Origin of the sequence: Streptomyces sp. NPDC102462, assembly GCF_044765425.1 — a bacterium.
In the GTDB taxonomy this organism is placed as follows: Bacteria; Actinomycetota; Actinomycetes; order Streptomycetales; family Streptomycetaceae; genus Streptomyces.
Genome location: NZ_JBIWKB010000050.1, coordinates 17354 through 40596 on the forward strand (window position 1 = coordinate 17354; position 23243 = coordinate 40596).

General features: G+C 71.1%; 22 protein-coding genes and 1 riboswitch. Of the genes, 8 read left to right on the top strand and 14 right to left on the bottom strand.

What is annotated here, in order from left to right; translation table 11 throughout:
• Positions 1–211: 211 nt before the first annotated feature.
• The gene (gene mnmA, locus ACIRFL_RS32560) at positions 212–1342 is read right to left on the bottom strand and encodes a tRNA 2-thiouridine(34) synthase MnmA (RefSeq protein WP_404035549.1); all 1131 of its coding nucleotides are present in this window, start codon (positions 1340–1342) and stop codon (positions 212–214) included.
• 60 nt (positions 1343–1402) lie between these two features.
• On the opposite strand from mnmA, the gene ACIRFL_RS32565 reads away from it, so the two are divergent.
• Positions 1403–2083 (top strand): N-acetylmuramoyl-L-alanine amidase, encoded by a 681-nt coding sequence (locus tag ACIRFL_RS32565; protein WP_404035552.1) that lies wholly within the window; start codon positions 1403–1405, stop codon positions 2081–2083.
• A 120-nt stretch (positions 2084–2203) separates the two neighbouring features.
• Here the strand turns inward: ACIRFL_RS32565 and ACIRFL_RS32570 are convergent, their stop codons facing one another.
• The 3 genes from ACIRFL_RS32570 to ACIRFL_RS32580 all read right to left on the bottom strand — a co-directional run bounded on the left by ACIRFL_RS32570 (position 2204) and on the right by ACIRFL_RS32580 (position 4025).
• Positions 2204–3367 carry a cysteine desulfurase family protein gene (locus ACIRFL_RS32570; RefSeq protein WP_404035555.1) on the bottom strand — a complete coding sequence of 388 codons (1164 nt, stop codon included), beginning with the start codon at positions 3365–3367 and terminating at the stop codon, positions 2204–2206.
• A 148-nt stretch (positions 3368–3515) separates the two neighbouring features.
• Positions 3516–3782: a DUF4190 domain-containing protein gene (locus tag ACIRFL_RS32575; RefSeq protein ID WP_404035558.1), complete on the bottom strand. Its 267-nt coding sequence runs from the start codon at positions 3780–3782 to the stop codon at positions 3516–3518.
• Positions 3783–3857: 75 nt separating this feature from the next.
• Positions 3858–4025 (bottom strand): hypothetical protein, encoded by a 168-nt coding sequence (locus ACIRFL_RS32580; protein WP_404035561.1) that lies wholly within the window; start codon positions 4023–4025, stop codon positions 3858–3860.
• A 133-nt stretch (positions 4026–4158) separates the two neighbouring features.
• Here ACIRFL_RS32580 and ACIRFL_RS32585 point away from each other — a divergent pair, with 133 nt between their 5' ends.
• A complete protein-coding gene (locus ACIRFL_RS32585) occupies positions 4159–4791 on the top strand; it encodes a TetR family transcriptional regulator (protein ID WP_404035564.1) in 633 nt (210 codons plus the stop codon).
• Between the two features lie 376 nt (positions 4792–5167).
• Here the strand turns inward: ACIRFL_RS32585 and ACIRFL_RS32590 are convergent, their stop codons facing one another.
• On the bottom strand, positions 5168–6028 hold the full coding sequence (locus tag ACIRFL_RS32590) for a thioesterase family protein (protein WP_404035568.1): 861 nt from the start codon (positions 6026–6028) through the stop codon (positions 5168–5170).
• 156 nt (positions 6029–6184) lie between these two features.
• On the opposite strand from ACIRFL_RS32590, the gene ACIRFL_RS32595 reads away from it, so the two are divergent.
• Complete coding sequence (locus ACIRFL_RS32595; RefSeq protein WP_404035571.1) at positions 6185–7411, top strand: alpha/beta hydrolase; 1227 nt, start codon at positions 6185–6187, stop codon at positions 7409–7411.
• Here ACIRFL_RS32595 and ACIRFL_RS32600 read toward each other — a convergent pair.
• The 9 genes from ACIRFL_RS32600 to ACIRFL_RS32640 all read right to left on the bottom strand — a co-directional run bounded on the left by ACIRFL_RS32600 (position 7320) and on the right by ACIRFL_RS32640 (position 17652).
• Complete coding sequence (locus tag ACIRFL_RS32600; RefSeq protein ID WP_404035573.1) at positions 7320–7976, bottom strand: trimeric intracellular cation channel family protein; 657 nt, start codon at positions 7974–7976, stop codon at positions 7320–7322. The two genes, ACIRFL_RS32595 and ACIRFL_RS32600, sit on opposite strands and share 92 nt — an antisense overlap.
• A gap of 146 nt (positions 7977–8122) precedes the next feature.
• Positions 8123–9649, bottom strand: coding sequence for an ABC transporter ATP-binding protein (locus tag ACIRFL_RS32605; protein WP_404035575.1), 1527 nt, complete (start codon positions 9647–9649; stop codon positions 8123–8125).
• A 23-nt stretch (positions 9650–9672) separates the two neighbouring features.
• The gene (locus ACIRFL_RS32610; protein ID WP_404035578.1) at positions 9673–10767 is read right to left on the bottom strand and encodes an ABC transporter ATP-binding protein; all 1095 of its coding nucleotides are present in this window, start codon (positions 10765–10767) and stop codon (positions 9673–9675) included.
• Entirely contained in the window at positions 10764–11762 is a 999-nt protein-coding gene (locus ACIRFL_RS32615; protein ID WP_404035581.1) for an ABC transporter permease, read from the bottom strand. The genes ACIRFL_RS32610 and ACIRFL_RS32615 overlap by 4 nt, the downstream gene beginning before the upstream one ends.
• Before the next feature lie 139 nt (positions 11763–11901).
• Positions 11902–13698 carry an ABC transporter substrate-binding protein gene (locus ACIRFL_RS32620; protein ID WP_404035583.1) on the bottom strand — a complete coding sequence of 599 codons (1797 nt, stop codon included), beginning with the start codon at positions 13696–13698 and terminating at the stop codon, positions 11902–11904.
• 73 nt (positions 13699–13771) lie between these two features.
• Complete coding sequence (locus ACIRFL_RS32625; protein WP_404035586.1) at positions 13772–14779, bottom strand: ABC transporter permease; 1008 nt, start codon at positions 14777–14779, stop codon at positions 13772–13774.
• Between the two features lie 327 nt (positions 14780–15106).
• Positions 15107–15895, bottom strand: coding sequence for an enhanced serine sensitivity protein SseB C-terminal domain-containing protein (locus ACIRFL_RS32630; protein WP_404035589.1), 789 nt, complete (start codon positions 15893–15895; stop codon positions 15107–15109).
• A gap of 251 nt (positions 15896–16146) precedes the next feature.
• The gene (locus ACIRFL_RS32635; protein ID WP_404035592.1) at positions 16147–16908 is read right to left on the bottom strand and encodes an enhanced serine sensitivity protein SseB; all 762 of its coding nucleotides are present in this window, start codon (positions 16906–16908) and stop codon (positions 16147–16149) included.
• Positions 16909–16974: 66 nt separating this feature from the next.
• Complete coding sequence (locus tag ACIRFL_RS32640) at positions 16975–17652, bottom strand: AAA family ATPase (RefSeq protein WP_404035682.1); 678 nt, start codon at positions 17650–17652, stop codon at positions 16975–16977.
• 170 nt (positions 17653–17822) lie between these two features.
• A riboswitch (glycine riboswitch) is annotated at positions 17823–17919 on the top strand.
• 149 nt (positions 17920–18068) lie between these two features.
• On the opposite strand from ACIRFL_RS32640, the gene gcvT reads away from it, so the two are divergent.
• The 5 genes from gcvT (at position 18069) to ACIRFL_RS32665 (ending at position 23173) form a co-directional block, all read left to right on the top strand.
• Complete coding sequence (gene gcvT, locus ACIRFL_RS32645; RefSeq protein WP_404035595.1) at positions 18069–19196, top strand: glycine cleavage system aminomethyltransferase GcvT; 1128 nt, start codon at positions 18069–18071, stop codon at positions 19194–19196.
• Between the two features lie 127 nt (positions 19197–19323).
• On the top strand, positions 19324–19701 hold the full coding sequence (gcvH, locus tag ACIRFL_RS32650) for a glycine cleavage system protein GcvH (protein WP_404035598.1): 378 nt from the start codon (positions 19324–19326) through the stop codon (positions 19699–19701).
• A gap of 15 nt (positions 19702–19716) precedes the next feature.
• Positions 19717–20979 carry a serine hydroxymethyltransferase gene (glyA, locus tag ACIRFL_RS32655; RefSeq protein WP_404035601.1) on the top strand — a complete coding sequence of 421 codons (1263 nt, stop codon included), beginning with the start codon at positions 19717–19719 and terminating at the stop codon, positions 20977–20979.
• A gap of 79 nt (positions 20980–21058) precedes the next feature.
• Positions 21059–22426: an L-serine ammonia-lyase gene (locus ACIRFL_RS32660; RefSeq protein WP_404035603.1), complete on the top strand. Its 1368-nt coding sequence runs from the start codon at positions 21059–21061 to the stop codon at positions 22424–22426.
• Positions 22427–22615: 189 nt separating this feature from the next.
• Positions 22616–23173 carry a glycoside hydrolase family 25 protein gene (locus ACIRFL_RS32665; protein WP_404035606.1) on the top strand — a complete coding sequence of 186 codons (558 nt, stop codon included), beginning with the start codon at positions 22616–22618 and terminating at the stop codon, positions 23171–23173.
• Positions 23174–23243 lie beyond the last annotated feature (70 nt).

Consider the following 23243-nt stretch of genomic DNA (forward strand, 5'->3'; position numbering starts at 1 on the left):
CGGCGGCGTCGTAGCTGGTCGCGCCCGCGCGGCGGAGCCGCAAATCGATACAGCCCCGCGCCCCTACAGGGCGCTGACCCCGGCGCCCAGCCGACAGCACCGGCCCGTGCCGCACCGTGCCGTCGGTCGGCTGCGGCGGCATCGTGGCTAGTCGCGCCCGCGCGGCGGAGCCGCATGTCGATACAGCCCCGCGCCCCTTCGGGGCGCCTGCTCAGACCGCTGCGGCCGTCGCGCGCGTGGTCGAGGCGATGGTCGCCGAGCCCACCACGCGCGTGCCGTCGTACAGGACGATCGCCTGGCCCGGGGCGACGCCGCGGACCGGTGCCGCGAACGACACCTCCAGGGCGCCGTCCACCAGTTCCGCGGTCACCTCGGTCTCGTCGCCGTGCGCGCGCAGCTGCGCGGAGTAGCCGCCGGGGCCTTCGGGGGCGGCGCCGCACCAGCGGGGCTTGATCGCGGTCAGCGCGGTCACGTCCAGGGCGGCGGCCGGGCCGACGGTCACGGTGTTGGTCACCGGCGAGATGTCGAGGACGTAGCGTGGCTTGCCGTCGGGGGCCGGGGTGCCGATGCGCAGCCCCTTGCGCTGGCCGATGGTGAAGCCGTACGCGCCGTCGTGGGTGCCCACCTTGGCGCCGGCCTCGTCGACGATGTCGCCCTCGGCCCGGCCGAGCCGCCGGGCGAGGAAGCCCTGGGTGTCGCCGTCGGCGATGAAGCAGATGTCGTGCGAGTCGGGCTTCCGGGCGACGGCGAGCCCACGCCGCTCGGCCTCGGCGCGGATCTCGTCCTTCGTGGTCACCGTGTCGCCCAGCGGGAACATCGCGTGGGCGAGCTGCCGGTCGTCCAGCACGCCGAGCACGTACGACTGGTCCTTGGCCAGGTCCGAGGCGCGGTGCAGCTCCCGGGTGCCGTCGGGGAGCGTCACCACCTTCGCGTAGTGGCCGGTGCAGACGGCGTCGAAGCCCAGCGCCAGCGCCTTGTCCAGGAGCGCGGCGAACTTGATCTTCTCGTTGCAGCGCAGGCACGGGTTGGGGGTGCGGCCCGCCTCGTACTCGGCGACGAAGTCCTCGACCACGTCCTCCCGGAAGCGGTCGGCGAGGTCCCAGACGTAGAACGGGATGCCGATGACGTCGGCGGCGCGGCGGGCGTCGCGTGAGTCCTCGATGGTGCAGCAGCCCCGGGCGCCGGTGCGGAACGACTGCGGGTTCGCGGAGAGCGCGAGATGGACGCCGGTCACGTCATGGCCCGCCTCGGCCGCGCGGGCGGCGGCCACGGCGGAGTCGACGCCGCCCGACATGGCGGCGAGGACACGGAGGGGACGGGTGCGCTGCGGGGTGTCAGTCATAGCCCCTCCAGAGTACGGGGACGCGGGAACCGGGGCGCGCGAGTATCCGTTGACGATCACATGGGGGACAGGAAACAGGACGGGGACCGGCAGTTGGGCAGGCGTGCGCTGCTGGTGGGCGGCGCGGCGGCGGCGGTGGGCACGGCCGTGCTGGCCCGTGAGGAGCTGTCCCACCTGTGGTGGCGGCTTCCGGGGGTGGACAAGCCGCGGGTGGCGGGCGCGGTGGACTTCCGGGGCGCGCGCTGGGTTGCCGCGTCCACGGCGAACTACCGGCGGGCGGACCGGCCGGCCGACTACCGGATCGACCGGGTGGTGGTCCATGTCACGCAGGGCGGCTACCGCAGCGCGGTGCGGGTCTTCCAGGACCCGGGGCACGGGGCGGCCTCGCACTACATCGTCGGCAAGGACGGCCGGGTCACGCAGTTGGTGCGCGAGCTGGACGTGGCGTTCCACGCGGGGAACCGGGAGTACAACGAGCGCAGCGTCGGCATCGAGCACGAGGGGTTCGTGGAGCGCGCCTCGTCCTTCACGGACGAGATGTACGCGGCCTCCGCGCGGCTGACGGCCGCGATATGCGCCCGCTACGGCATGGCCGTGGACCGCAGGCACATCATCGGGCATGTGGAGGTGCCCGGTACGGACCACACGGACCCGGGGCGGCACTGGGACTGGGACCGGTATCTGCGGCTGGTGCGCAAGGCATCGACCGACCTCGCGCGGCCGACCGCGTCATCGACCTGACCCCTTCCGCGACCCGCGCGGCCGCGCCGCAGCCCGGGAGACGGCAGGGCAGGCCCGTCCGGCAGGGCTGGAGCGGCGAGGGTGCCAGGTCGACCGGAGCGGGCTTCGGTGTCGGCGGTGTCAGGTGAGGCCGGCTGCGCGGGCTCGTTCGACCGCGGGGCCGATGGCCTTGGCGACGGCCTCGACGTCGGCCTGTGTGGAGGTGTGGCCCAGGGAGAAGCGGAGGGTGCCGCGGGCCAGGTCCGGGTCGGTGCCCGTGGCCAGCAGGACATGGCTGGGCTGGGCGACGCCCGCGGTGCAGGCGGAGCCGGTGGAGCACTCGATGCCCTGGGCGTCCAGCAGGAGCAGCAGCGAGTCGCCCTCGCAGCCGGGGAACGTGAAGTGGGCGTTGGCCGGCAGACGGTGCACGGGGTCGCCGCCGAGGATCGCGTCCGGCACCGCCGACCGCACGGCGGCGACGAGTTCGTCGCGCAGGGCGCCGATCTCACGGGCGAACGAGTCCCGCTGGGCGGCCGCCACCCGGCCGGCGACGGCGAAGGAGGCGATGGCAGGGACGTCGAGGGTGCCGGAGCGGACGTGCCGCTCCTGGCCGCCGCCGTGCAGGACGGGTACGGGGGTGTACTCACGGCCGAGGAGCAGGGCCCCGATGCCGTACGGGCCGCCGATCTTGTGACCGGAGACGGTCAGCGCGGCGAGCCCTGACGCGGCGAAGTCGACCGGAACCTGACCGAACGCCTGCACCGCGTCGGCGTGCAGCGGGACGCCGAACTCGCCCGCCGTCTCGGCCAGTTCACGGACCGGCAGGACGGTGCCGATCTCGTTGTTGGCCCACATGACCGTGGCCAGGGCGACGTCGTCGGGGTTGCGGGCGATGGCCTCGCGCAGGGCGTCCGGGTGGACGCGGCCGTACCGGTCGACGGGCAGGTACTCGACGGTGGCGCCCTCGTGTTCGCCGAGCCAGTGGACGGCGTCGAGGACCGCGTGGTGCTCCACGGGGCTGGACAGGACGCGGGTGCGGGCCGGGTCGGCGGCACGGCGGGCCCAGTACAGGCCCTTGACGGCGAGGTTGTCGGCCTCGGTGCCCCCGGAGGTGAAGACGACCTCGCTGGGGCGGGCGCCCAGCGCCTCCGCGAGGGTTTCCCGGGACTCCTCGACCGTACGGCGGGCCTGCCGGCCGGAGGCGTGCAGCGAGGACGCGTTGCCGGTGACGCTCAGGTGGGCGGTCAGTGTCTCCGCCGCCTGCGGGAGCATCGGGGTGGTCGCGGCGTGGTCGAGGTAAGCCATGGTGAGGCCGATTCTACGGCGCCTGCTCCGGCGGCCACGGGGGGTGTGGGGCTGCTCTCGGCCAGTCGGCGCGGCGGGTGCGGCCCGTCCCCGGCCGCTCGCCCCGTCCGGCCGGGGCCGTGCCCGCGCGCGGCGGCGGCCGGTCGGCTCAGAAGCTCCAGGAGACCGTGCGGTCGGCCTGCATGAAGGCCACCAGGACCAGCAGGTCGGCGATGCCCAGGGTGAGGCCGAGGACGGCGCGGCCGGGGCGGGTGGTGCCGCGCCACAGGGCGACGCCGGCCAGCGCGATGGCGATGGGGCCGAGGACGAGGTTGAGGACGAGGAGGCCGAGCAGGCCCAGGATGAAGGACGCGACGGCCATGCCGTCGGCGTCCCGGGTGGCGGGACGGCGGGTTGCCGGTGCGGTGAGGTGCATGGTGGTCAGCTCCCGACGGTCGGCTGGTTCAGCGGTGACGGTGGGGGTGGACGGTGGGGGTGCGGTGCGTCGGGGTCAGTCGGCCGACGGGCCGCGGCGCCGGGCGTGGCGCTCGCGGAGGGCGAAGACACCGAGCCAGACGGCGATGACGGCGCCGGCGACGGCGCTGAGGGGCAGCGGCGCGTGGGCGACGGTGCCCATCAGGACGCCCAGCAGCAGGAGCGCGGCGACGATGAACAGCATGGGATGCGATCCCCTTCCGAGATGCGCTCGTAAGGTTTCGGTGAACGGTTGTGGCTACAGCTGTTCACTGACTACCCACCCTAGCGCGCCGGATGCCTTCCCAATTCCGGAGAACAGTTGTTAACTGGATGACATGAGTCACACCCTCGGCGTCCGGCAGGCCCAGAAGCAGAAGACCCGGCAGGCGCTCCTGGACGCGGCGTTGGCGCTGCTGGAGGAGCAGAGCCTGAGCAGCCTGGGCCTGCGCGAGGTCACCCGTGCCGTCGGGATCGCGCCGACCGCCTTCTACCGGCACTTCCACTCCGTCGCGGACCTCGGCGTGGCCCTGGTCGACGAGGCACTGGGCAGCCTGCACCCGATGGTGCGCACGACGGTCTCCACGGCCGACGGCGACGAACGCATCGCCCGTGCCGTCGAGTTGATCTCCGGTCATGTGCGGACGCACCCCGCCCACATCCGCTTCCTCGCCCGGGAGCGGCACGGCGGGGTGCAGCCGGTGCGCGAGGCCATCCGGGAGCAACTGGCGCGGTTCGCGGAGGAGGTGAAGGCGGAGCTGGCCAAGGATCCGGAGGCCGCGGGCTGGGACGACGACGATCTGCTGATGCTGGCCCACCTCTACGTCGACCAGATGATCAGCACGGCCTCGCTGTTCCTTGAGGCCATGGAGGCGCCGGACGCGTCGGAGGCGGAACGCGCACGCGTCACCCGGGTCGCGACCCGCCGCCTGCGGCTGATCGGCATCGGCCGCCAGCACTGGCTGACCTGACCGCCCCTCGGCCCCGGCCTCCCCGGCGGGCCGCACCCCCGAACAGCCGCTCCCGTGTCGTTTCTCACGTCGGCGGCACCCGGCGCAACACGGTGGCCGGCGAGGGCGCGGTGCGGGTGCCGTGGGCGAGGTTCCGGGCCGCGCTCGCCGGCTAGATGATGGAGATCGTGACGCACACCCGGGATCTCGCCGAGGCCCTTGGGCAGGCGCGTGGACTCGCCCCGGATTTCGCCGAGTTCGCGCTCGTGAACGCCCGGCGTGTGCCGCCGGGGTCCCGGCCGTGGGGCGCCGGCACCCCCCTTCGACACCGCCGTCGCGGCGCCCGAAGGGGCCGACGCCTGCGGCCGGTTGGCGGCCCGACCGGGGCGCGGGCCGCTCAGTCGAGCCTGACCCGGGCCAGCTGCCGGGACTGGGCGACCAGCCGGTCCGCGCCGTCCCAGACCTCGGCGTCCTCCTCCAGGAAGCCGCCGGCCAGATTGCGGGTGGTGATCGACACCCGCAGCGGGCCGGGCGCCGGACGGTGCCGCACATGCACGGTCAGTTCGACCGTGGGGACCCAGCCGGACAGGCCGAGTTCGAAGGCGGTGGGCGGCAGGGAGTCGACGGCGAGCAGCAGCGCGAGGGGGTCGGCGTCCCGGCCGTCCGCGAGGGCGAACCAGGAGCGCATCTCCCCCTTGCCCGAGGGTGCGCCGAGCGCCCAGCCGAGAGTGGCGGGGTCGAGCTTCAGCGTCAGCCGGTCGGTGATGGCCGAGCCGACGTCCACCGGGTTCGGGCCGTCCTTGGGGCCGAAGCACTGGTCCATGGGCGGCAGCGCGGGCGGCGTCGCCGTCGTACGGACGTCGTCCGGGAGCGCGTCGAGGTCGCCGTAGGAGGCGAGGACGCGGATGCGTTCGACCTCCTCGCCGTGTTCGTCGCGCTGGTAGAGGGATGCCTGGCCGGTGGAGAGGGTGCGGCCGGTGCGCACGGTCTCGGTGCGGACGACGGCGGGGCCGGGCCGGGAGGCGGTCAGGTAGTGTGCCGAGACCGTGAACGGGTCGGGATGCGGAAGGGCGTCCGCGAGGGCCCGGCCGAGAACGGCCAGCAGATAGCCGCCGTTGACCGCGTTGGCGATCGTCCAGCCGGCGTGCAGGTCGATGTCGTAGACGCCGGGCTCGCGCCGGGCGACGGCGGTGTCGCGGTCGAACTCGCTGTCGCCGGGCATGGCCCGCCGGTCCGCCGCGGTGGCTTGTTCTGGCATGGGTGAACGGTACAACGGAAAACTACTAAGCGGTAGCTTTTGGGCTCCCGATCTGATCACATGACCATCCGTCCGCCGAGTGAGGTTCCGGCAATTTCTCGGTAAGTGTCCGGACACGTCCGTAACCCCGCGCCGGTCTTTCCCCTCTATGGGGGCATGAGCCTCACCGGGACAGCTTTCCTCTACACGACCTTCGTGCTCTGCGTCGTCGCCCTCGTCCTGCCGCTCGTCCTGTGGTCGCGGATACGGGGGCCGAAGGCCCTGCGCGTCGTCGCCCGGATGCTGATGCTGCTGTTCGCCCAGGGCACCGCCGTGACCCTGGTCTTCGTCCTGGTCAACAACTCCAACAACCTGTACGACAACTGGTCCGACCTGCTCGGCACCGGCAACCATGTGCAGCAGGCCGCCGACCTCGGCCGGGACGGCACCGGCGGGCTTGCGCTCCAGCGGCTGCCCAAGGTGAGGCAGGCGTTCCAGGCGGCCGAAGGACCCGGCATGCGCGCGGCCGGCGGGGTCCGCGTGACCCAGCTCAGGGGCCGGGTGTCCGGGGTGAACGCGGAGGTCTATGTCTGGCTCCCGCCGCAGTACGGCCAACCCGCCTACCGGCACCGGAAGTTCCCCGTGGTGGAACTGCTGCCCGGCTACCCCGGCTCGGCGAAGGCGTGGTTCGGCTCGCTGAAGGCGCACGAGCAGCTGCTGCCGCTGATGGAGAGCGGCCACGTCGCGCCGTTCATCCTGGTGGCGCCCCGCACCAACCTGCTGGCCGGGGTGGACACGGGCTGCGCGAACATCCCCGGCACGGTGAACGCCGACAGCTGGCTGAGCATCGACGTGCCCAAGATGGTCACGGACAACTTCCGCGCGGAGCCCGGGCCGGCCGGCTGGGCGGTCGCCGGGTACTCGGCGGGCGCGCACTGCGCGGTCAAGCTGGCCGTGGCCCACCCCGACCGCTACCGGGCCGCGGTGAGCCTGTCCGGCTACAACGACCCGATCGGCGAGCGGAACTCGCTGACGGCGCAGAACCCGGCCGTACGCGCCCGCAACAACCCCTATCTGCTGCTGAAGAAGGCCCCCATGCCGCCCAGGATCGCGCTCTACGTCTCCGGCGAGTCCGGCGACGGCTACCAGGCCGGCGTGGCCCTGGCGTCGGTGGCCAGGGCGCCGACGACGGTGCACGTGGTGTTCCTGCCGCGCAGCGCGGGCGGGCACACCCTGGCGCTGTGGCGGCCCCAGGTGCCGGCCGTGTTCCGCTGGCTGACCGTGCAGATGGGCCAGAGCCGGATCGGTGACGCTACTCCTCCGTCACCGTCGACCGCCGGTTCCAGGCACGCGGCGCTCGCCAGTGGAAACGCATCGCCAGCAGCCGCAGGACGAAGGCGGTGAGCGCCGCCAGCCCGCTGGTGAACGGATTGAGCGCGCCGTAGCGCAGGCACAGCGCGACCAAGGCGGCGCCGACGATCGCCGGGACCGCGTACAGATCGCGGTCCCAGCGCAGCAGGGAGGGGACCTCGTTGGCGAGCACGTCCCGCAGGACGCCGCCGCCGACCGCGGTGGCCAGGCCCAGCGCCGCCGACGCGGTCAGGCCGAGCCCGTAGGCGTACGCCTTCGTCGTCCCCGCCACGCAGAACAGGCCGAGGCCCGCCGCGTCGAAGACGTTGACCGCGACCTGGATGCGCTCCACCTGGGGGTGCAGGAAGATCACCAGCAGGGCGGCGAGCAGCGGCGTGCTGAAGTACCCGAGGTCCGTGAACGCGGCCGGCGGCACGGCGCCGATGACCAGGTCGCGGAACAGCCCGCCGCCGAGCGCGGTGACCTCGGCGAGCACGGCGATGCCGAAGACGTCGAAGTTCTTGCGCACGGCCAGCAGCGCACCCGAGATCGCGAAGACGAAGATGCCGACGAGGTCGAGGGTGTGCTGGACGGACGGGCCGAAGAGTTGCTGGAACACCCGGACATTCTCACCCGGGGTGGAACGCGGGTCCGGCGCGGTCGGGCGCGGGACCGTCCCCGCACGCGCCGGACGGGAGGGCGCGCCCCGCGCACCCTCCCGTCCGGTCCTGCGGCGGCCTCGGCCGGCCGCCCCGCCAGGTGTCCCTAGGCGTCCTTCGACCGCGGCGTCTCGTCCGCCGCCGCCTCACCGGCGGCGTCACGGGCGGCCTCCTGGGGCTCGTCGCCGGAGGTCTCCCGGGACTCGCCCTCGGGGGCGTCCGCCTCGGAGTCCCCCGCGCCCGACGCGGACGCCTCCGCCGGCTCCGCGTCCGCCTCGGCGGGCTCCGCCACGGTCGCCTTCGCGGTCACCGCGGCGCCCTTCTCGGCGCCCTTGTCCGCGGTCTCCTCGGAGTCCTTGTCGGCGCCCTTGTCCGAGGTCTTGTCCGCAGAAGCCCCGGCAGATGCCTGCGCGGACTCCTCGGCGGGCGCGTCCGCGTCCTGGTCCGAGACCGCCGCCGCGACCGCGGCCGACGTCTCCGCCGACTCCTCCAGGATCGCGTCCGGGACGAGTTCCCCGGCCTCCTTCGCCGCGGACAGCAGGACGGTGTCCTGCGGCGCCTGGTCGGCGAAGTTCTCCGGGTGGTGGCAGGCGACACGCTGACCGGGCCGCAGCTCCAGGAGCTGCGGTTCGGTCGTGCGGCAGATCTCCGTGGCCTTCCAGCAGCGGGTGTGGAAGCGGCAGCCGCTCGGCGGGGCGATCGGCGAGGGCACGTCGCCCTTGAGCAGGATGCGCTCGCTCTTGGCGTTCCTGCGCTTCGGGTCCGGGATCGGCACGGCCGACATCAGCGCCTTGGTGTACGGGTGCATCGGCGCCTTGTACAGCAAGTCGCGGTCGGCCAGCTCCACGATCTTGCCGAGGTACATCACCGCGATCCGGTCCGAGACGTGCCGGACGACCGAGAGGTCGTGCGCGATGATCACATACGTCAGGCCCAGCTCCTGCTGGAGGTCGTCGAGGAGGTTCACGACCTGCGCCTGGATCGACACGTCGAGGGCCGACACCGGCTCGTCCGCCACGACCAGTTTCGGGTTGAGCGCGAGCGCGCGGGCGATGCCGATGCGCTGGCGCTGACCGCCGGAGAACTCGTGCGGATAGCGGTTGTAGTGCTCGGGGTTGAGGCCCACGACCGACAGCAGCCGCTGCACTTCCTTCTTGATGCCGCCCTCGGGCGTCACACCCTGGAGCTTGAAGGGAGCGCCGATGATGGTGCCGATGGTGTGACGCGGGTTCAGCGACGAGTACGGGTCCTGGAAGATCATCTGCACGTCGCGGCGCAGCGGACGCATGCCGCCGACGCCGAGGTGCGTGATGTCCTTCCCCTCGAACTCCACCTTCCCGGCGGTCGGTTCGAGCAGCCGGGTGATCAGCCGGCCCATCGTGGACTTGCCGCAGCCCGACTCCCCCACCACGCCGAGGGTTTCACCGGAGCGCACCTCGAAGTCGAGGCCGTCGACCGCCCGCACCGAACCGACCTGCCGCTGCAGCAGGCCCTTCTTGATCGGGAAGTGCTTCTGCAGCCCGGTCACCTTGAGCAGGACCTCGCCGGGTGCGGCGCCCTTGTCCAGGGTGGCCGTCCCCGCGGTCCGCGCCCCGGCGCTGTCAGCGTCGTCGCTCTGTGCAGGGATGCTCACTGCGTTGTCCTCTGCGTTCTCACTCACAGCTTCGGCGCAATCTCTTCGGTCCAGATCCGCTCCCGCTGCTCCTGCGACATATGGCAGGCGGCCCAGTGCCGGCTGCCGACCTCGGTCAGCTCGGGGCGGACCGTGCGGGTGACGTTGTCCTTCGGCACGTCGGCGTACGGGCAGCGCGGGTTGAAGGCGCAGCCGGACGGGACGTTGATCAGGGAGGGCGGGGAGCCCTTGACCGGGATCAGCCGCTCCTGCTGCTCGCGGTCGAGGCGCGGCATCGAGCCCAGCAGGCCCCAGGTGTAGGGGTGGCGGGGCTCGTAGAAGACCTTGTCCGCCGGGCCCCGCTCGATGCAGCGGCCGCCGTACATCACCAGGATGTCGTCGGCCAGTTCGGCGACGACGCCCAGGTCGTGGGTGATGATGACGACCGCGGAGCCGAACTCCTTCTGCAGGTCCCGGATCAGGTCCAGGATCTGTGCCTGGACCGTCACGTCCAGGGCGGTGGTCGGCTCGTCCGCAATCAGCAGCTCGGGGTTGTTGACCAGCGACATCGCGATCATCGCGCGCTGGCGCATACCGCCGGAGAACTCGTGCGGGTAGCTGTCGACCCGCTTGTCGGGCTGCGGGATGCCCACCCGGTCGAGCATCTCGACCGCACGCCGCTTGGCGGTCTTCTTGTCGACGTCGTGGTGGATCCGGTACGCCTCCACGATCTGCTGGCCGATCGTGTAGTACGGGTGCAGCGCGGACAGCGGGTCCTGGAAGATCATCGCCATCTGCCGGCCGCGCAGCTTGCGGACGTGGTCGGGGTCGGCGGACAGCAGCTCGGTGCCGTCCAGCCAGATCTCGCCGGAGATCTGCGCCTTGCGCTTGCCGTACTGGCCGGCCGTGTGCAGGCCCATGATGCCGAGCGAGGTCACCGACTTGCCGGAGCCCGACTCGCCCACGATCCCGAGGGTCTTGCCCTTCTCCAGCTTGAAGCTGAGCCCGTCGACGGACTTGACCAGGCCGTCGTCGGTCGGGAAGTGCACCTTCAGGTCGCGTACTTCCAGGAAGGCGGTGCTGGGCGAGGCGGCGGTGGGCTCGCCCACGGCCGCTCCGCTCTTGCTGAGGTCGGTCATGCGAGCCTCACTCGGGGGTCGATCACGGCGTAGAGGATGTCCACGACCAGGTTGGCGATGAGCACGGCGAGCGAGGTGATCAGGACGACGCCCAGGATGATGGGCAGGTCCTGGGTCTTGATCGCGGTCAGCACCTCCCGGCCGAGGCCGGGCAGGTTGAACGTGCTCTCGGTGAGAACCGCGCCGCCGATGAGGGCCCCGAGGTCCATGCCGAGCATGGTCAGGATCGGCGTCATCGTGGAGCGCATGGCGTGCTTGCCGATGACGGTCTGCTCCCGCAGGCCCTTGGCGCGGGCGGTGCGGATGTAGTCCTCGCCGAGGATCTCCAGCATGGTGGCCCGGGTGATCCGGGCGTACATCGCCGCGTAGAGGAAGGCGAGGGTGATCCACGGAAGGATCATGCCGCCGAACCAGCCGCCGAAGCTCTGGCTGAGGGGCACGTACTCGGCCTTGAACCACTTCAGGCCGAAGGCGAAGACCGACAGCGCGATCATGCCCGTGAAGTAGATGGGGAGCGAGACACCGGACAGAGCGATGACCATCGCGCCGCGGTCCCAGATGCTGCCCCGCTTGAGCGCGGAGAGGACACCCGCCGCGACACCGACGACCAGCCACAGCACGGCGGCACCGAGCGCGAGACCCAGGGTCACCGGGAAGCGGTCGGTGAGCACCGGCCAGATGGCCTGCTCGGTACGGAAGGAGTAGCCGAAGCACGGCGCGGCGCAGTGGGTGACGTCACCGCCGGCCGCGTAGGTGCGGCCCGCGAAGATGCCCTTGAAGAACTCCCAGACCTGGGAGTAGATCGGGTCGTTCAGGCCCAGCTTCACCCGTACGGCCTCGACGGCCGCGGGATCGGCCTGCTTGCCCACGAAGCTCGTGGCGATGTCGACGCCCGCCCACTTGGGGACGAGGAAGAAGATGCCGAAGACCACCAGGATGATGACCACGAGCATCACTGCGGCGGCGAACAACCGCCTGATGAGGTAAGCGAGCACAGCTCTCGGCCCGCCGCGGGCCGCGGGCCACCGGTGGGGCTTTCCCACGCCTTGTGGGCGGTGGGGGACCTCCGGTGGCCCGCGATCACGCGTCGCCGGCCTTCACCTGCCTTTCGTGCCGTACGGCGGGTGTGCCGGGTTACTTCGGGTTCTTCAGACCGAGGTTGACGAAGTCGTACATGCCGCTGTAGCCGTCGGACGTGTAGACGTTCGCCAGGTTGCTGGAGCGCCAGTTGATGAACTTCTCGAACACGAAGGGCAGGTAGTAGCCGCCCTCCATGACCTTGTGGTTGATCTCCGTGGCGATCTTGGCCTTGCCCGCGTCGTCCAGCGTGTCGACGTAGTCGTCGAACAGGCCGTCGATCGCCTTGTCCTTGATCAGAGCGTAGTTGTTGTTACCGCTCTCCAGGATGTAGTTGCTGTTCCACAGCGGCAGACCGTAGCCCTGGACGGACGGGAAGTCCGGGCCCCAGCCCATGATGATGATGCCGTAGCCCTTCTTCTTCACGTTCGAGGGGCTGCCGATGATGCCGGTGGTCTGCGAACCGTCGTACTGGTCGATCTCGACGTCGATGCCGACCTTCTTCAGCGACGCCTGCATGGACTGAGCGGTGGCCACCTCGACCGGCTTGTTGTTGCGGACGGCGATGGTGGTCTTGAAGCCGCTCGGCTTGCCGCAGGCCTTCAGCTCTTCCTTGGCCTTGGCGGCGTTGCCGCTCTTGTTGGCGCCGGCCAGCTCGTACGGGTCGTAGCTCTGGCCCTCGGAGCCGGGCACCGCCGGGGGCAGCATGTTGGTGCCGATGTCACCACCGGCGAGCGGGCCGCCGCGGGCGGTCTGCAGCGACACGTGGTCGGCGCCGTAGATGACGGCCTTGCGGCAGTGGATGTTGTCGAACGGCTTCACGCTCTGCGGGAAGACCGCGTAACGGATGTAGCCGGAGACCGGGTTGTCCAGGTTGCCCTTGTGCTGCTTCAGGGCGGTGGTGCGGCCCTGCGGGGACATACCGGTCTGGTTGATGTCCAGGTCCAGGTCACCGTTGATCAGGCGCTGGTCGAGCTCGTTGGCGTTGGTGAAGAACTTGACCGTGATCTTGTCCGGGTACGCCTTGCGGACCGGGTCCGAGGACTGCTTCCACTCGGTGTTGCGGACCAGCGTGAGGTCCTTGCCCGGGTTGTAGGACTCGAACTTGTACGGGCCCGAGGAGAACGGGTGCAGCTGGTACTTGGACTTGGTGTCCTTGTCCTGGCGGACCGGGGAGGCCGAGGTCAGGGCCAGCATCTCCTCGAAGTCCGAGTTGGCCTTCGGCAGGTGGAAGACGATGGTCTTGTCGTCGGGCGTCTCGATCGCCTTCAGGCCGAGCTTGTCCGCGGACTTGTCCTTGTACGGGCCCTGGTACTCACCCTTGGGGTCGAGCACCTCCTTCAGGTACGTCGGACCGCCGGAGAGCACGTCCTGTGCCCACACCCGCTCGATGCCGTACTTGACGTCCTTCGAGGTGATCGGCTTGCCGTCTTCCCACGTGATGCCGTCGCGCAGGGTGTACGTGTAGGTCTTGCCGTCGTCGCTGACCTTGGCGACACTGGTGGCGAGGTCCGGTGCCACGGAGGCGCCGTCCTTGCCGGGGGCCGGCTTGTTCGTGACGAGCTGACGGCTGTAGTAGCGCGAGAAGTTCCACATGAAGCCGTAGTAGCCGCGGGTGGTGTCCCACGAGTCGGCGTCCTGGGCACCGCCGAACTTCAGCGTGCCACCCTTCTTGGCCAGCGAGGCCTGGGCGACCTTGTTGTTCGCGGCGTCGAAGCCCGCGGCGCCGTTCTTCGAGCCCTTGTCGCCACTGTCGTCGCCGCCGCCGCACGCTGCCGTGGTCAGCAGCGCGGCGACCACGGCGGCAGCGGCCATGGCCTGCTTGCGCCGCCCTGAGGTGCGTTGGGTAGTCACGATCTCGGATCCTCCGGATGGATTTGATGAGAGATCCCGTGAATGAGCCACGGGTCGCTTGGGGTACGGCAGTTCAGCGGGAGCCCTTCGGGTCAAGCGCGTCGCGCACGCCGTCGCCGAAGAGGTTGAAGGCAAGAACGGTGATGAAGATCGCCACGCCCGGGACCACCATGTACATGGGGTCCGAGTCGTAGTAGTCGATCGCGCTCGAAAGCATCTGCCCCCAGGAGGCCGTGGGCGGCTTGACGCCCACGCCCAGGAAGCTGAGTGCCGCCTCGGTGAGGATGTTGGTGGGGATCATCATCGTCGTGTAGACGATGATCGGCGCGACCAGGTTGGGCAGCAGTTCCTTGAACAGGATGTACAGCCGCCCGGCGCCCAGCGATCGGGCGGCCTCGACGTACTCCCGCTCACGCAGGGACAGCGTCTGGCCGCGCACCACGCGTCCGATGTAGGGCCAGCCGAAGAAGCCGATGACCAGGATCATCACGAACACGCGCACGCTCGTACCGGTCAGCCCCAGCATGTCGCTCGGCATGACGGAGACGAGGGCGATGATGAAGAGCAGCTGCGGGAAGGCCAGCAGGCCGTCCATGACCCGGCTGATGACGGAGTCGACCCAGCCGCCGAAGAAGCCCGCGAGGATGCCGAGGACGGTGCCCAGGATCACGGCCACGACCGCGGACAGGAAGCCGACCAGCAGCGAGATACGGGCGCCGTAGAGGATGCGCGCGAAGATGTCGCGGCCGTTGACCGGCTCTACGCCCAGCAGGTGGTCCCCGCTGATGCCCCCCAGTGAGCCGGTGGGAGTGCCGAACAGCGGGTCGATCAGGTCCTCGTGGTAGACGTCGGGGTCCTGCCCGACGAGACTCGTGATCACCGGCGCGAGCAGGGCGATCACGATGAGCGCGAGGACCACGATGCCGCCCGTGAGGGCGAGCTTGTCCCGCTTGAGGCGTTCCCAGGCGATCCGCCCCAAAGAGCGTCCCTGGACGGCCTTGGCGCCGGCGCTGACTACCGCCGCTTCCTCGGCCGGGCTCGGGGCCGCTTCCGCGGTCGGCTCGTGCAATGGTGCCGTCATCTGGCAGGGACCCCTCTCAACCGGCGGTAGCCGGCCCGCACTTGCCGCTGTGGCGGCATGATCAGTCCGTCGTACAAAGGGGCGACAGGCCCCTGCTGCGGGAGTCTTCAATGCTTGGGCGATCTGCTGCCAGACTTGACGGCGAATGGATGCGTAAACGTGATGCTGTCTGGAGGGTTCCGTTATCCGGACAGTGGGTAACGGGGTTCGGACGTGGAGGAGTTGGACCAACGGGACGGAGTGGGACGTTCCGGCGCGCTCTACACGCGAAGACCCGCTGCTGTCACTCCGTCACCCGGCTCACCGCCCGCCCGCGACGGCATCGCGTCAGTACCTGCCCTGGACCGGCGGATAGCCGTACCCGGCGGCCGGTGCGGGCGGTTGGGCGGCATGCGCCTCACGGTCGTAGAAGGGGCGGGCGGCGGCCCGCATCCACATGACGACCGGGTCGTACTCATCGGTCATCGCGACGGTCGCGACCGGCAGGCCCTCCGGGACGGCGCCCATCGACTGCTGCATCATCGCGCGCACCGAGTCCACCGCGGACGGCGAAGTGTCGTACACGTCAAGGCCGATGGCGAGGTACGGCGACCCGAGGGCGGGCTGCACCCAGGCCCGGCGCAACGAGCGTACGGCCGTGGTGCGGTGGGCGTTCTGCGCGAGCAGGGCGTAGAACTGCGGGATCTCGATGCCGGGTTCCGACAGTCTGAGCGGGCCGGCCGGCTGGCGGTCCAGGCCCGTGGCGATGCGCCGCAGATCGAGCCAGGGCACGCCGACGCCGCCGCCCGGCGCGTGCGGGTTGAGCCAGAGCCCGTAGTGGTCGGGGTAGAGGGTGCGGGCGACATCGACTCCGTCGACCACCTCGTACGAACGGTTCCAGCCACTGGCGGAGAGTTCCTGGGCGGAGGTGACGCAGGGGACGTAGCCGTGGCCGTCGATCTCCATGTTCCCGTACTGGGCGTCGGGGGAGCCGGACTGACCGTGCCACAGCAGCATCCAGACCTGGCCGGAGCCGGGGGTCGCAAGCGCGCGCAGCAGCGCCTCGTAGGCGTCGTAGCGCCCGGGCGTGACCTGGCGCAGCGTGTGCTCGACGCTGCCGCTGAGGCTCGCGCTCACCTGACTTACCGCCTCTTCTTCGAGTACCCCGCATTCGCCACACAGCTTAAGCGCCCCACCCCCACCCGACCGTGCCCATCAACCCCACATCCCGGCAGCGCCCCACAGGGGCGCGAGGCTGTATCACCATGCGGCTCCGCCGCGATGGGGGTCCCCCTGTTCGAGCGAAGCCGAGAACTTGGGGGAGCGACCAGCCACAACGAAGCCGCAGACGAAACGACCGCGTAGAAAACGGCCCACCCAGCGGAGCGCTACCGTTCGTAGAACGGCCGCACATTCGTCCTGAGCCACTCCCCCACCGGATCCTCCGCGACATCGAGCAGGACCAGGTTGACCGGCCACCGCACCGGAACCTCCGCGAGAGCCTGCCCCAGCGCCTCCAGCGGCAGCGCACGCAGATCGCCCTCCCACTGGGTGAGTTCGACCCCCACGAACAGCACCGGATCCGCCGTCTCGATGGCCGCGAGGCACCGACGGGCCGTGCGGACCACGCCGATCGCGGCGAACTCGGCGGAGGCGGCGGACAGGAAGTCGACCGGGTCGTCCTGCCAGTCGGGTTCGAACAGCCGGACCCGGCCGCCGCCCGCCGGTCCGTCCAGCTCGGTGCGCCCGGCCCGGCACAGTTCGGCCACCGCGTCCGGCGGGAGCGGGGCGCCGACCACACCGCCCGGGTTGACCGCGATGCCGACCTGCGGGGGCAGCCCGCGGGCGAACTCCACGGCGGGTGCGATGGTGTACGACATGTGGGAGCCGACGACCTGGCGGAACTGCTCCTCCGAGGTGAAGACCGGCACATGGACCTGACCGTCGATGTCCACGGTGGGCAGGTCGAGGGGGCCGCTGTGCGGGCCGCCGCCGCTCGGCAGCGGGATCCACAGGAAGCTGCGCCCGAGGACTTCGATGATCCGGCCGCCGGCCGACGGGACGCCGAGCGAGGCCGAAAGCACCTCCTCCAGCTCGTTGCCGGGCCATCCGCCGTGCGGGTGGGGGTGCGCCTGTGCCGGGAAGTCCATCTGCCTACCGCCTGCTGGGAACCGCTGCTGTGGCTGAAAAGGCTAACGGGTGGCGGTGCCGACCCTTCACCGTGCGAAGCCGATCCCGTGCAGCACGTCTGCCGCGTCCCGGTCCAGGAGCACCGCGGAGCCGCAGCCCCCGGGCAGTTCCCCCCGTTCGACCGCGCGCAGCAGCCGGGCCGCCGATCTGCGGTGGCGCAGGAAGGCGTGGCGGGAGACGCCCCGGCCGCGTTCGCGCTGCCCGTCGAGCGCGGTCGTGGGCGGCACGTCGAGGAGGATCAGGTGCAGGGTGCCGCCGCGGCGGCGGGCCTCGCGGGCCAGCCAGCCGCGCACCCAGGACTGGGTGCCGCAGTCGTGCACCACGACGCCCTCGCCGGTGCGCAGGGCGCGGCGCAGCGCGGCGTAGTGGGCGAGGCGTACCAGCGGGCGGTACAGCGCGTAGGGCAGCAGGCGCGGGACGCGGGCGTCCCAGCGGTCCCGGGTGTCCTGGGAGTCGATGCGGATGCCGTCAACCGCGCGGTCCATCAGGGTCGACTTGCCGCTGCCGGGCAGGCCGGTGACCACGGCCAGGTCGTGGCGGCCGAAGACGAGCGCGTAGGGGCTGCGGCCGGCCCGCTCGCGCAGGTCGCGGACCACCGGGGCCGCCGGGCGGTCCGCGCAGCGCTCGGCGGCGGGGGCACCCGGCTGGCCGGGTAGTGCGAGGCCCGTGGTCGTGGCGTACGCCGTGGTCCTGTTCACCGTGATCGTCCTCCCCTTGGGTCCGGACATCCCCATCCCCGTCGAGTGTAAAGAGAAGGTAATGCGTGGTGTCTCACGGTGTCGTGCGCGTTCTGCCACAGCCCGGTCACGGATCCGGCCTGCCGTGCGGCGGCGATGCGTGCAATGATGAGCCCGCCAACTGCATACCGGCCGCTTGAATCCGCGCGGGAGAGTTCCCAGCAGCCCTGCTGGGACGCCGAAGGAGCAAGTCCCTCCCTTGAATCTCTCAGGCCCCGTTACCGCGCGGGCGAGGCACATCTGAAAAGCGGGCCGCTGTCCAGTGGCTCCACCCAAGGTGCAAGCCGTGACCACGCGGGTGGTCAGGGCGAACCTCTCAGGTTCCGATGACAGATGGGGAGGATCCACCTCGCCTTCCCCACGCCCTGGGAGACATCCGTCCGATGAGCAGTACCGAACACTCAACGCTGCGGCACACCGCGCTGGACGCGCTGCACCGCTCGCTCGGTGCGACGATGACCGACTTCGCCGGCTGGGACATGCCGCTGCGCTACGGCTCCGAGCGTGACGAGCACACGGCCGTACGCACGAGGGCCGGCCTCTTCGACCTCTCCCACATGGGGGAGATCGGGGTGACCGGGCCCGGGGCCGCGGCCCTGCTGAACTTCGCCCTGGTCGGGAACATCGCCTCGGTCGGTGTCGGCCGCGCCCGCTACACCATGATCTGCCGGTCCGACGGCGGCATCCTGGACGACCTGATCGTCTACCGGCTCGCCGAGCAGGAGTTCCTGGTCGTCGCGAACGCCGCCAACGCCCAGGTGGTGCTCGACGCGCTGGTGGAGCGCGGCGCCGGCTTCGACGCGCAGGTACGCGACGACCGCGACGCCTACGCGCTGATCGCCGTCCAGGGCCCCGAGTCCCCGGGCATCCTGGCCTCCCTCACGGACGCCGATCTGGCGGGTCTGAAGTACTACGCGGGCCTGCCCGGCACCGTCGCCGGGGTGCCCGCGCTGATCGCCCGTACCGGCTACACCGGCGAGGACGGCTTCGAGCTGTTCGTGAAGCCGGAGCACGCCGTGCAGCTGTGGCAGGCGCTGACCAAGGCGGGCGAGGGCGTCGGCCTGGTGCCGTGCGGCCTGTCCTGCCGGGACACGCTGCGCCTGGAGGCGGGCATGCCGCTGTACGGCCACGAGCTGTCGACCTCGCTCACCCCCTTCGACGCCGGGCTCGGCCGGGTGGTGAAGTTCGAGAAGGAGGGCGACTTCGTCGGGCGCGAGGCGCTGCTGGCGGCGTCCGCGCGCGCTGAGCAGAACCCGCCGCGCGTGCTGGTCGGCCTGGTCGCCGAGGGCCGCCGGGTGCCGCGTGCCGGGTACCCGGTCGTCGCGGGCGGCGCGGTGATCGGCGAGGTGACCTCCGGGGCCCCCTCCCCCACGCTGGGCCGGCCCATCGCGATGGCGTACGTCGACGCGGCGCACGCGGCGCCCGGCACGGCGGGCGTCGGCGTGGACATCCGGGGCACCCATGAGCCGTACGAGGTCGTGGCGCTGCCCTTCTACCGGCGGCAGAAGTAGAGACTGAACCCGCAGGGCGCCCAGCGGCCCCGGCCCGCTGTGATGCCGGGCACACCACCCCGCTCACCTGCGCCTTCCGCCCTCCCCCCGTCATCAGCACTGTCTCGCGTACAGGAGAATTCAGGTCATGAGCAACCCCCAGCAGCTGCGCTACAGCAAGGAGCACGAGTGGCTGTCGGCCGCCGAGGACGGCGTCTCGACGGTCGGCATCACGGAGTTCGCGGCCAACGCGCTCGGCGATGTCGTCTACGCCCAGCTCCCGGAGGTCGGCTCCACGGTGACCGCGGGCGAGTCCTGCGGTGAGCTGGAGTCGACCAAGTCGGTGTCCGACCTGTACTCCCCCGTGACCGGTGAGGTCACCGCCGTCAACGAGGACGTCGTGGACGATCCGTCGCTGGTCAACTCGGCCCCCTTCGAGGGCGGTTGGCTGTTCAGGGTGCGCGTCGCCGAGGAGCCGTCCGACCTGCTCTCGGCCGACGAGTACGTCGCCTTCACCGCCGGCTGAGGAGTCGATGACCACATGTCGCTGATGAACACCCCGCTGCACGAGCTGGACCCGGACGTGGCCGCCGCGGTCGACGCCGAGCTGCACCGCCAGCAGTCCACCCTGGAGATGATCGCCTCCGAGAACTTCGCGCCGGTCGCGGTCATGGAGGCGCAGGGCTCGGTCCTCACCAACAAGTACGCCGAGGGCTACCCGGGCCGCCGCTACTACGGCGGCTGCGAGCACGTCGACGTGACCGAGCAGATCGCCATCGACCGGGTCAAGGAGCTGTTCGGCGCCGAGTACGCCAACGTGCAGCCCCACTCGGGCGCCTCCGCCAACCAGGCCGCGCTGTTCGCGCTGGCCCGGCCCGGCGACACCATCCTCGGTCTGGACCTGGCGCACGGCGGCCACCTGACCCACGGCATGCGGCTGAACTTCTCCGGCAAGCAGTTCGACGTGGTCGCCTACCATGTCGACGAGGCCGGTCTCGTCGACATGGCCGAGGTCGAGCGGCTGGCCAAGGAGCACCGCCCGAAGGTGATCATCGCGGGCTGGTCGGCCTACCCGCGGCAGCTGGACTTCGCGGAGTTCCGCCGGATCGCCGACGAGGTGGAGGCGTACCTGTGGGTCGACATGGCCCACTTCGCGGGTCTGGTCGCCGCCGGTCTGCACCCCAACCCGGTGGAGTACGCCGACGTCGTCACCTCCACCACCCACAAGACGCTGGGCGGCCCGCGCGGCGGCATCATCCTCGCGAAGAAGGACTTCGCGAAGAAGCTGAACTCGTCCGTGTTCCCCGGCTTCCAGGGCGGCCCCCTGGAGCATGTGATCGCCGCCAAGGCGGTCTCGTTCAAGATCGCCGCCTCCGAGGAGTTCGCGGAACGCCAGCGCCGTACGGTGGAGGGCGCCCGGATCCTCGCCGAGCGGCTGACCGCGCCGGACGTCCGCGAGGCCGGTGTGAGCGTGCTGTCCGGCGGCACCGATGTGCATCTGGTCCTGGTGGACCTGCGCGCCTCCGAGCTGGACGGGCAGCAGGCCGAGGACCGGCTGCACGAGGTCGGCATCACCGTCAACCGCAACGCCGTCCCGAACGACCCGCGCCCGCCGATGGTCACATCGGGCCTGCGCATCGGTACGCCCGCGCTCGCGACCCGCGGTTTCTCGGCCGCGGACTTCGCCGAGGTCGCGGACGTCATCGCCGAGGCGCTGAAGCCGTCGTACGACGCGTCCGCCCTGACGGCACGGGTGCGGGCGCTGGCCGCCAAGCACCCGCTCTACCCCGGCCTGGGCCAGTAGTCCCGCCGTACGGGGTGCCGCACCCGCGCGTCACTGGGCGCGGCACCCCGTCCCGCACCACCAGCTTGGAGGAGTCACCGTGGCCATCTCGGTGTTCGACCTGTTCTCGATCGGCATCGGCCCGTCCAGCTCCCACACGGTCGGCCCGATGCGCGCGGCGCGCATGTTCGCCGCCCGGCTGCGCAACGAGGGCCTGCTCGGCTCCGTGGCCTCGGTCCGTGCCGAGCTGTACGGCTCGCTCGGCGCGACGGGCCACGGCCACGGCACGCCGAAGGCGGTGCTGCTCGGCCTGGAGGGCGCCTCGCCCCGGACGGTGGACGTGGAGGGCGCCGACCAGCGGGTGGCGGGCATCCGGGAGTCGGGCCGGCTGCGGCTCCTCGGCGAGCACGAGATCGCGTTCGACGCGGACGCGGACCTGGTGCTGCACCGCCGCAAGGCGCTGCCGTACCACGCCAACGGCATGACCCTGTGGGCGTACGACGCCGGGGGCACCGATCTGCTGAGCAAGACGTACTACTCGGTCGGCGGCGGCTTCGTCGTCGACGAGGACGCGGTCGGCGCGGACCGGATCAAGCTGGACGACACGGTGCTCAAGTACCCCTTCCGCACGGGCGACGAGCTGCTGCGCCTGACCCGTGAGACCGGCCTGTCGATCTCCTCGCTGATGCTGGAGAACGAGCGGGCCTGGCGCACCGAGGAGGAGATCCGCGCGGGCCTGCTGGAGATCTGGCGGGTGATGCGGGAGTGCGTGGCGCGCGGCCTGTCCCGGGAGGGCATCCTGCCGGGCGGTCTGAAGGTGCGGCGCCGGGCCGCCGTGTCGGCCCGCCAGTTGCGCGCCGAGGGCGATCCGCTCGCGCACGCGATGGAGTGGATCACGCTGTACGCGATGGCGGTGAACGAGGAGAACGCGGCCGGCGGGCGGGTGGTGACCGCCCCGACGAACGGCGCGGCCGGCATCATCCCGGCGGTCCTGCACTACTACCTCGACTTCGTGCCCGGCGCCGACGAGGACGGCGTGGTCCGTTTCCTGCTCGCGGCCGGCGCGATCGGCATGCTGTTCAAGGAGAACGCGTCCATCTCCGGCGCCGAGGTCGGCTGCCAGGGCGAGGTCGGCTCCGCCTGCTCCATGGCCGCCGGTGCCCTCGCGGAGGTGCTGGGCGGCAGCCCCGAACAGGTCGAGAACGCCGCGGAGATCGGCATGGAGCACAACCTCGGCCTCACCTGCGACCCGGTCGGCGGCTTGGTGCAGATCCCGTGCATCGAGCGCAACGGCATGGCCGCCGTCAAGGCGGTCACGGCCGCCCGCATGTCGATGCGCGGCGACGGCCGCCACCACGTCTCCCTCGACAAGGTCATCAAGACCATGAAGGACACCGGCGCGGACATGTCGGTCAAGTACAAGGAAACGGCCCGCGGCGGCCTGGCGGTGAACATCATCGAATGCTGACACCGCGGGCCGTGCCCCCGGCCACGGACGGGCCGCCGGGGGCGGTTCGCTGTACCACCGGCGGTTTCCGGGGCGGGCGTTGTGGGGTTCTGCGGCGTAAGTCCCTTGTGCGCGGGGGTGGCGGGGTGGGGCGGGGGGCATAGAGGAGTCAACTCCTGTCACCCCACTGACGTCTGAGGGAGTCCCCGCATGTTGCACGGCATCGATGTGAGTGCGTATCAGTCCTCGTCCTATGAGACGGACGGCGTCTCCTTCGTCTTCATCAAGGCGACGGAGGGGCGTTCGTACGTCAACCCGAAACTCAGTGCCCAGACGAAGCGGGCCCGTGACGCGGGGCTCGTCGTCGGTTTCTACCACTTCCTGTGGCCCGGCAACATCGGCGCCCAGGCCGAGTACTTCGTCCGGCACGCCCCTGAGAAGGCGGGCGACATCCTCGCCGTCGACTGGGAGACGACGAGCGAGGGGACGCACGCGAGCAACGCCGAGAAGGACCTGTTCATCCGGAAGGTGAAGGACCTGCGGCCGAGCCACCAGGTGGTGCTCTACGCCAACCGCCACTTCTGGCTGAACGTCGACACCACCTCGTACGCCGGCGACGGTCTGTGGATCGCCGACTACGTGAGCGCGGGCGAGCCCCGCATCAAGGCGAAATGGCGCTTCCACCAGTACACCAGCGAACCGCACGACAAGAACGTGGCGGCCTTCGCGGACAAGGCCGCCCTGCGGGCCTGGGCAGGCAACGGCTGACCGGCGAAGGTCCGCCACGCCGGGATGCGGTCGCGATCGGTACGCCTGAGCAGGTCCAGTGAAGTCCGCT

Coding starts and splice junctions, on each gene's coding strand:
- mnmA (WP_404035549.1), bottom strand. CDS start 1,342: ATGACTGACACCCCGCAGCGCACCCGTCCCCTCCGTGTCCTCGCCGCC.
- ACIRFL_RS32565 (WP_404035552.1), top strand. CDS start 1,403: ATGGGGGACAGGAAACAGGACGGGGACCGGCAGTTGGGCAGGCGTGCG.
- ACIRFL_RS32570 (WP_404035555.1), bottom strand. CDS start 3,367: ATGGCTTACCTCGACCACGCCGCGACCACCCCGATGCTCCCGCAGGCG.
- ACIRFL_RS32575 (WP_404035558.1), bottom strand. CDS start 3,782: ATGCACCTCACCGCACCGGCAACCCGCCGTCCCGCCACCCGGGACGCC.
- ACIRFL_RS32580 (WP_404035561.1), bottom strand. CDS start 4,025: ATGCTGTTCATCGTCGCCGCGCTCCTGCTGCTGGGCGTCCTGATGGGC.
- ACIRFL_RS32585 (WP_404035564.1), top strand. CDS start 4,159: ATGAGTCACACCCTCGGCGTCCGGCAGGCCCAGAAGCAGAAGACCCGG.
- ACIRFL_RS32590 (WP_404035568.1), bottom strand. CDS start 6,028: ATGCCAGAACAAGCCACCGCGGCGGACCGGCGGGCCATGCCCGGCGAC.
- ACIRFL_RS32595 (WP_404035571.1), top strand. CDS start 6,185: ATGAGCCTCACCGGGACAGCTTTCCTCTACACGACCTTCGTGCTCTGC.
- ACIRFL_RS32610 (WP_404035578.1), bottom strand. CDS start 10,767: ATGACCGACCTCAGCAAGAGCGGAGCGGCCGTGGGCGAGCCCACCGCC.
- ACIRFL_RS32625 (WP_404035586.1), bottom strand. CDS start 14,779: ATGACGGCACCATTGCACGAGCCGACCGCGGAAGCGGCCCCGAGCCCG.
- ACIRFL_RS32635 (WP_404035592.1), bottom strand. CDS start 16,908: ATGGACTTCCCGGCACAGGCGCACCCCCACCCGCACGGCGGATGGCCC.
- gcvT (WP_404035595.1), top strand. CDS start 18,069: ATGAGCAGTACCGAACACTCAACGCTGCGGCACACCGCGCTGGACGCG.
- gcvH (WP_404035598.1), top strand. CDS start 19,324: ATGAGCAACCCCCAGCAGCTGCGCTACAGCAAGGAGCACGAGTGGCTG.
- glyA (WP_404035601.1), top strand. CDS start 19,717: ATGTCGCTGATGAACACCCCGCTGCACGAGCTGGACCCGGACGTGGCC.
- ACIRFL_RS32665 (WP_404035606.1), top strand. CDS start 22,616: ATGTTGCACGGCATCGATGTGAGTGCGTATCAGTCCTCGTCCTATGAG.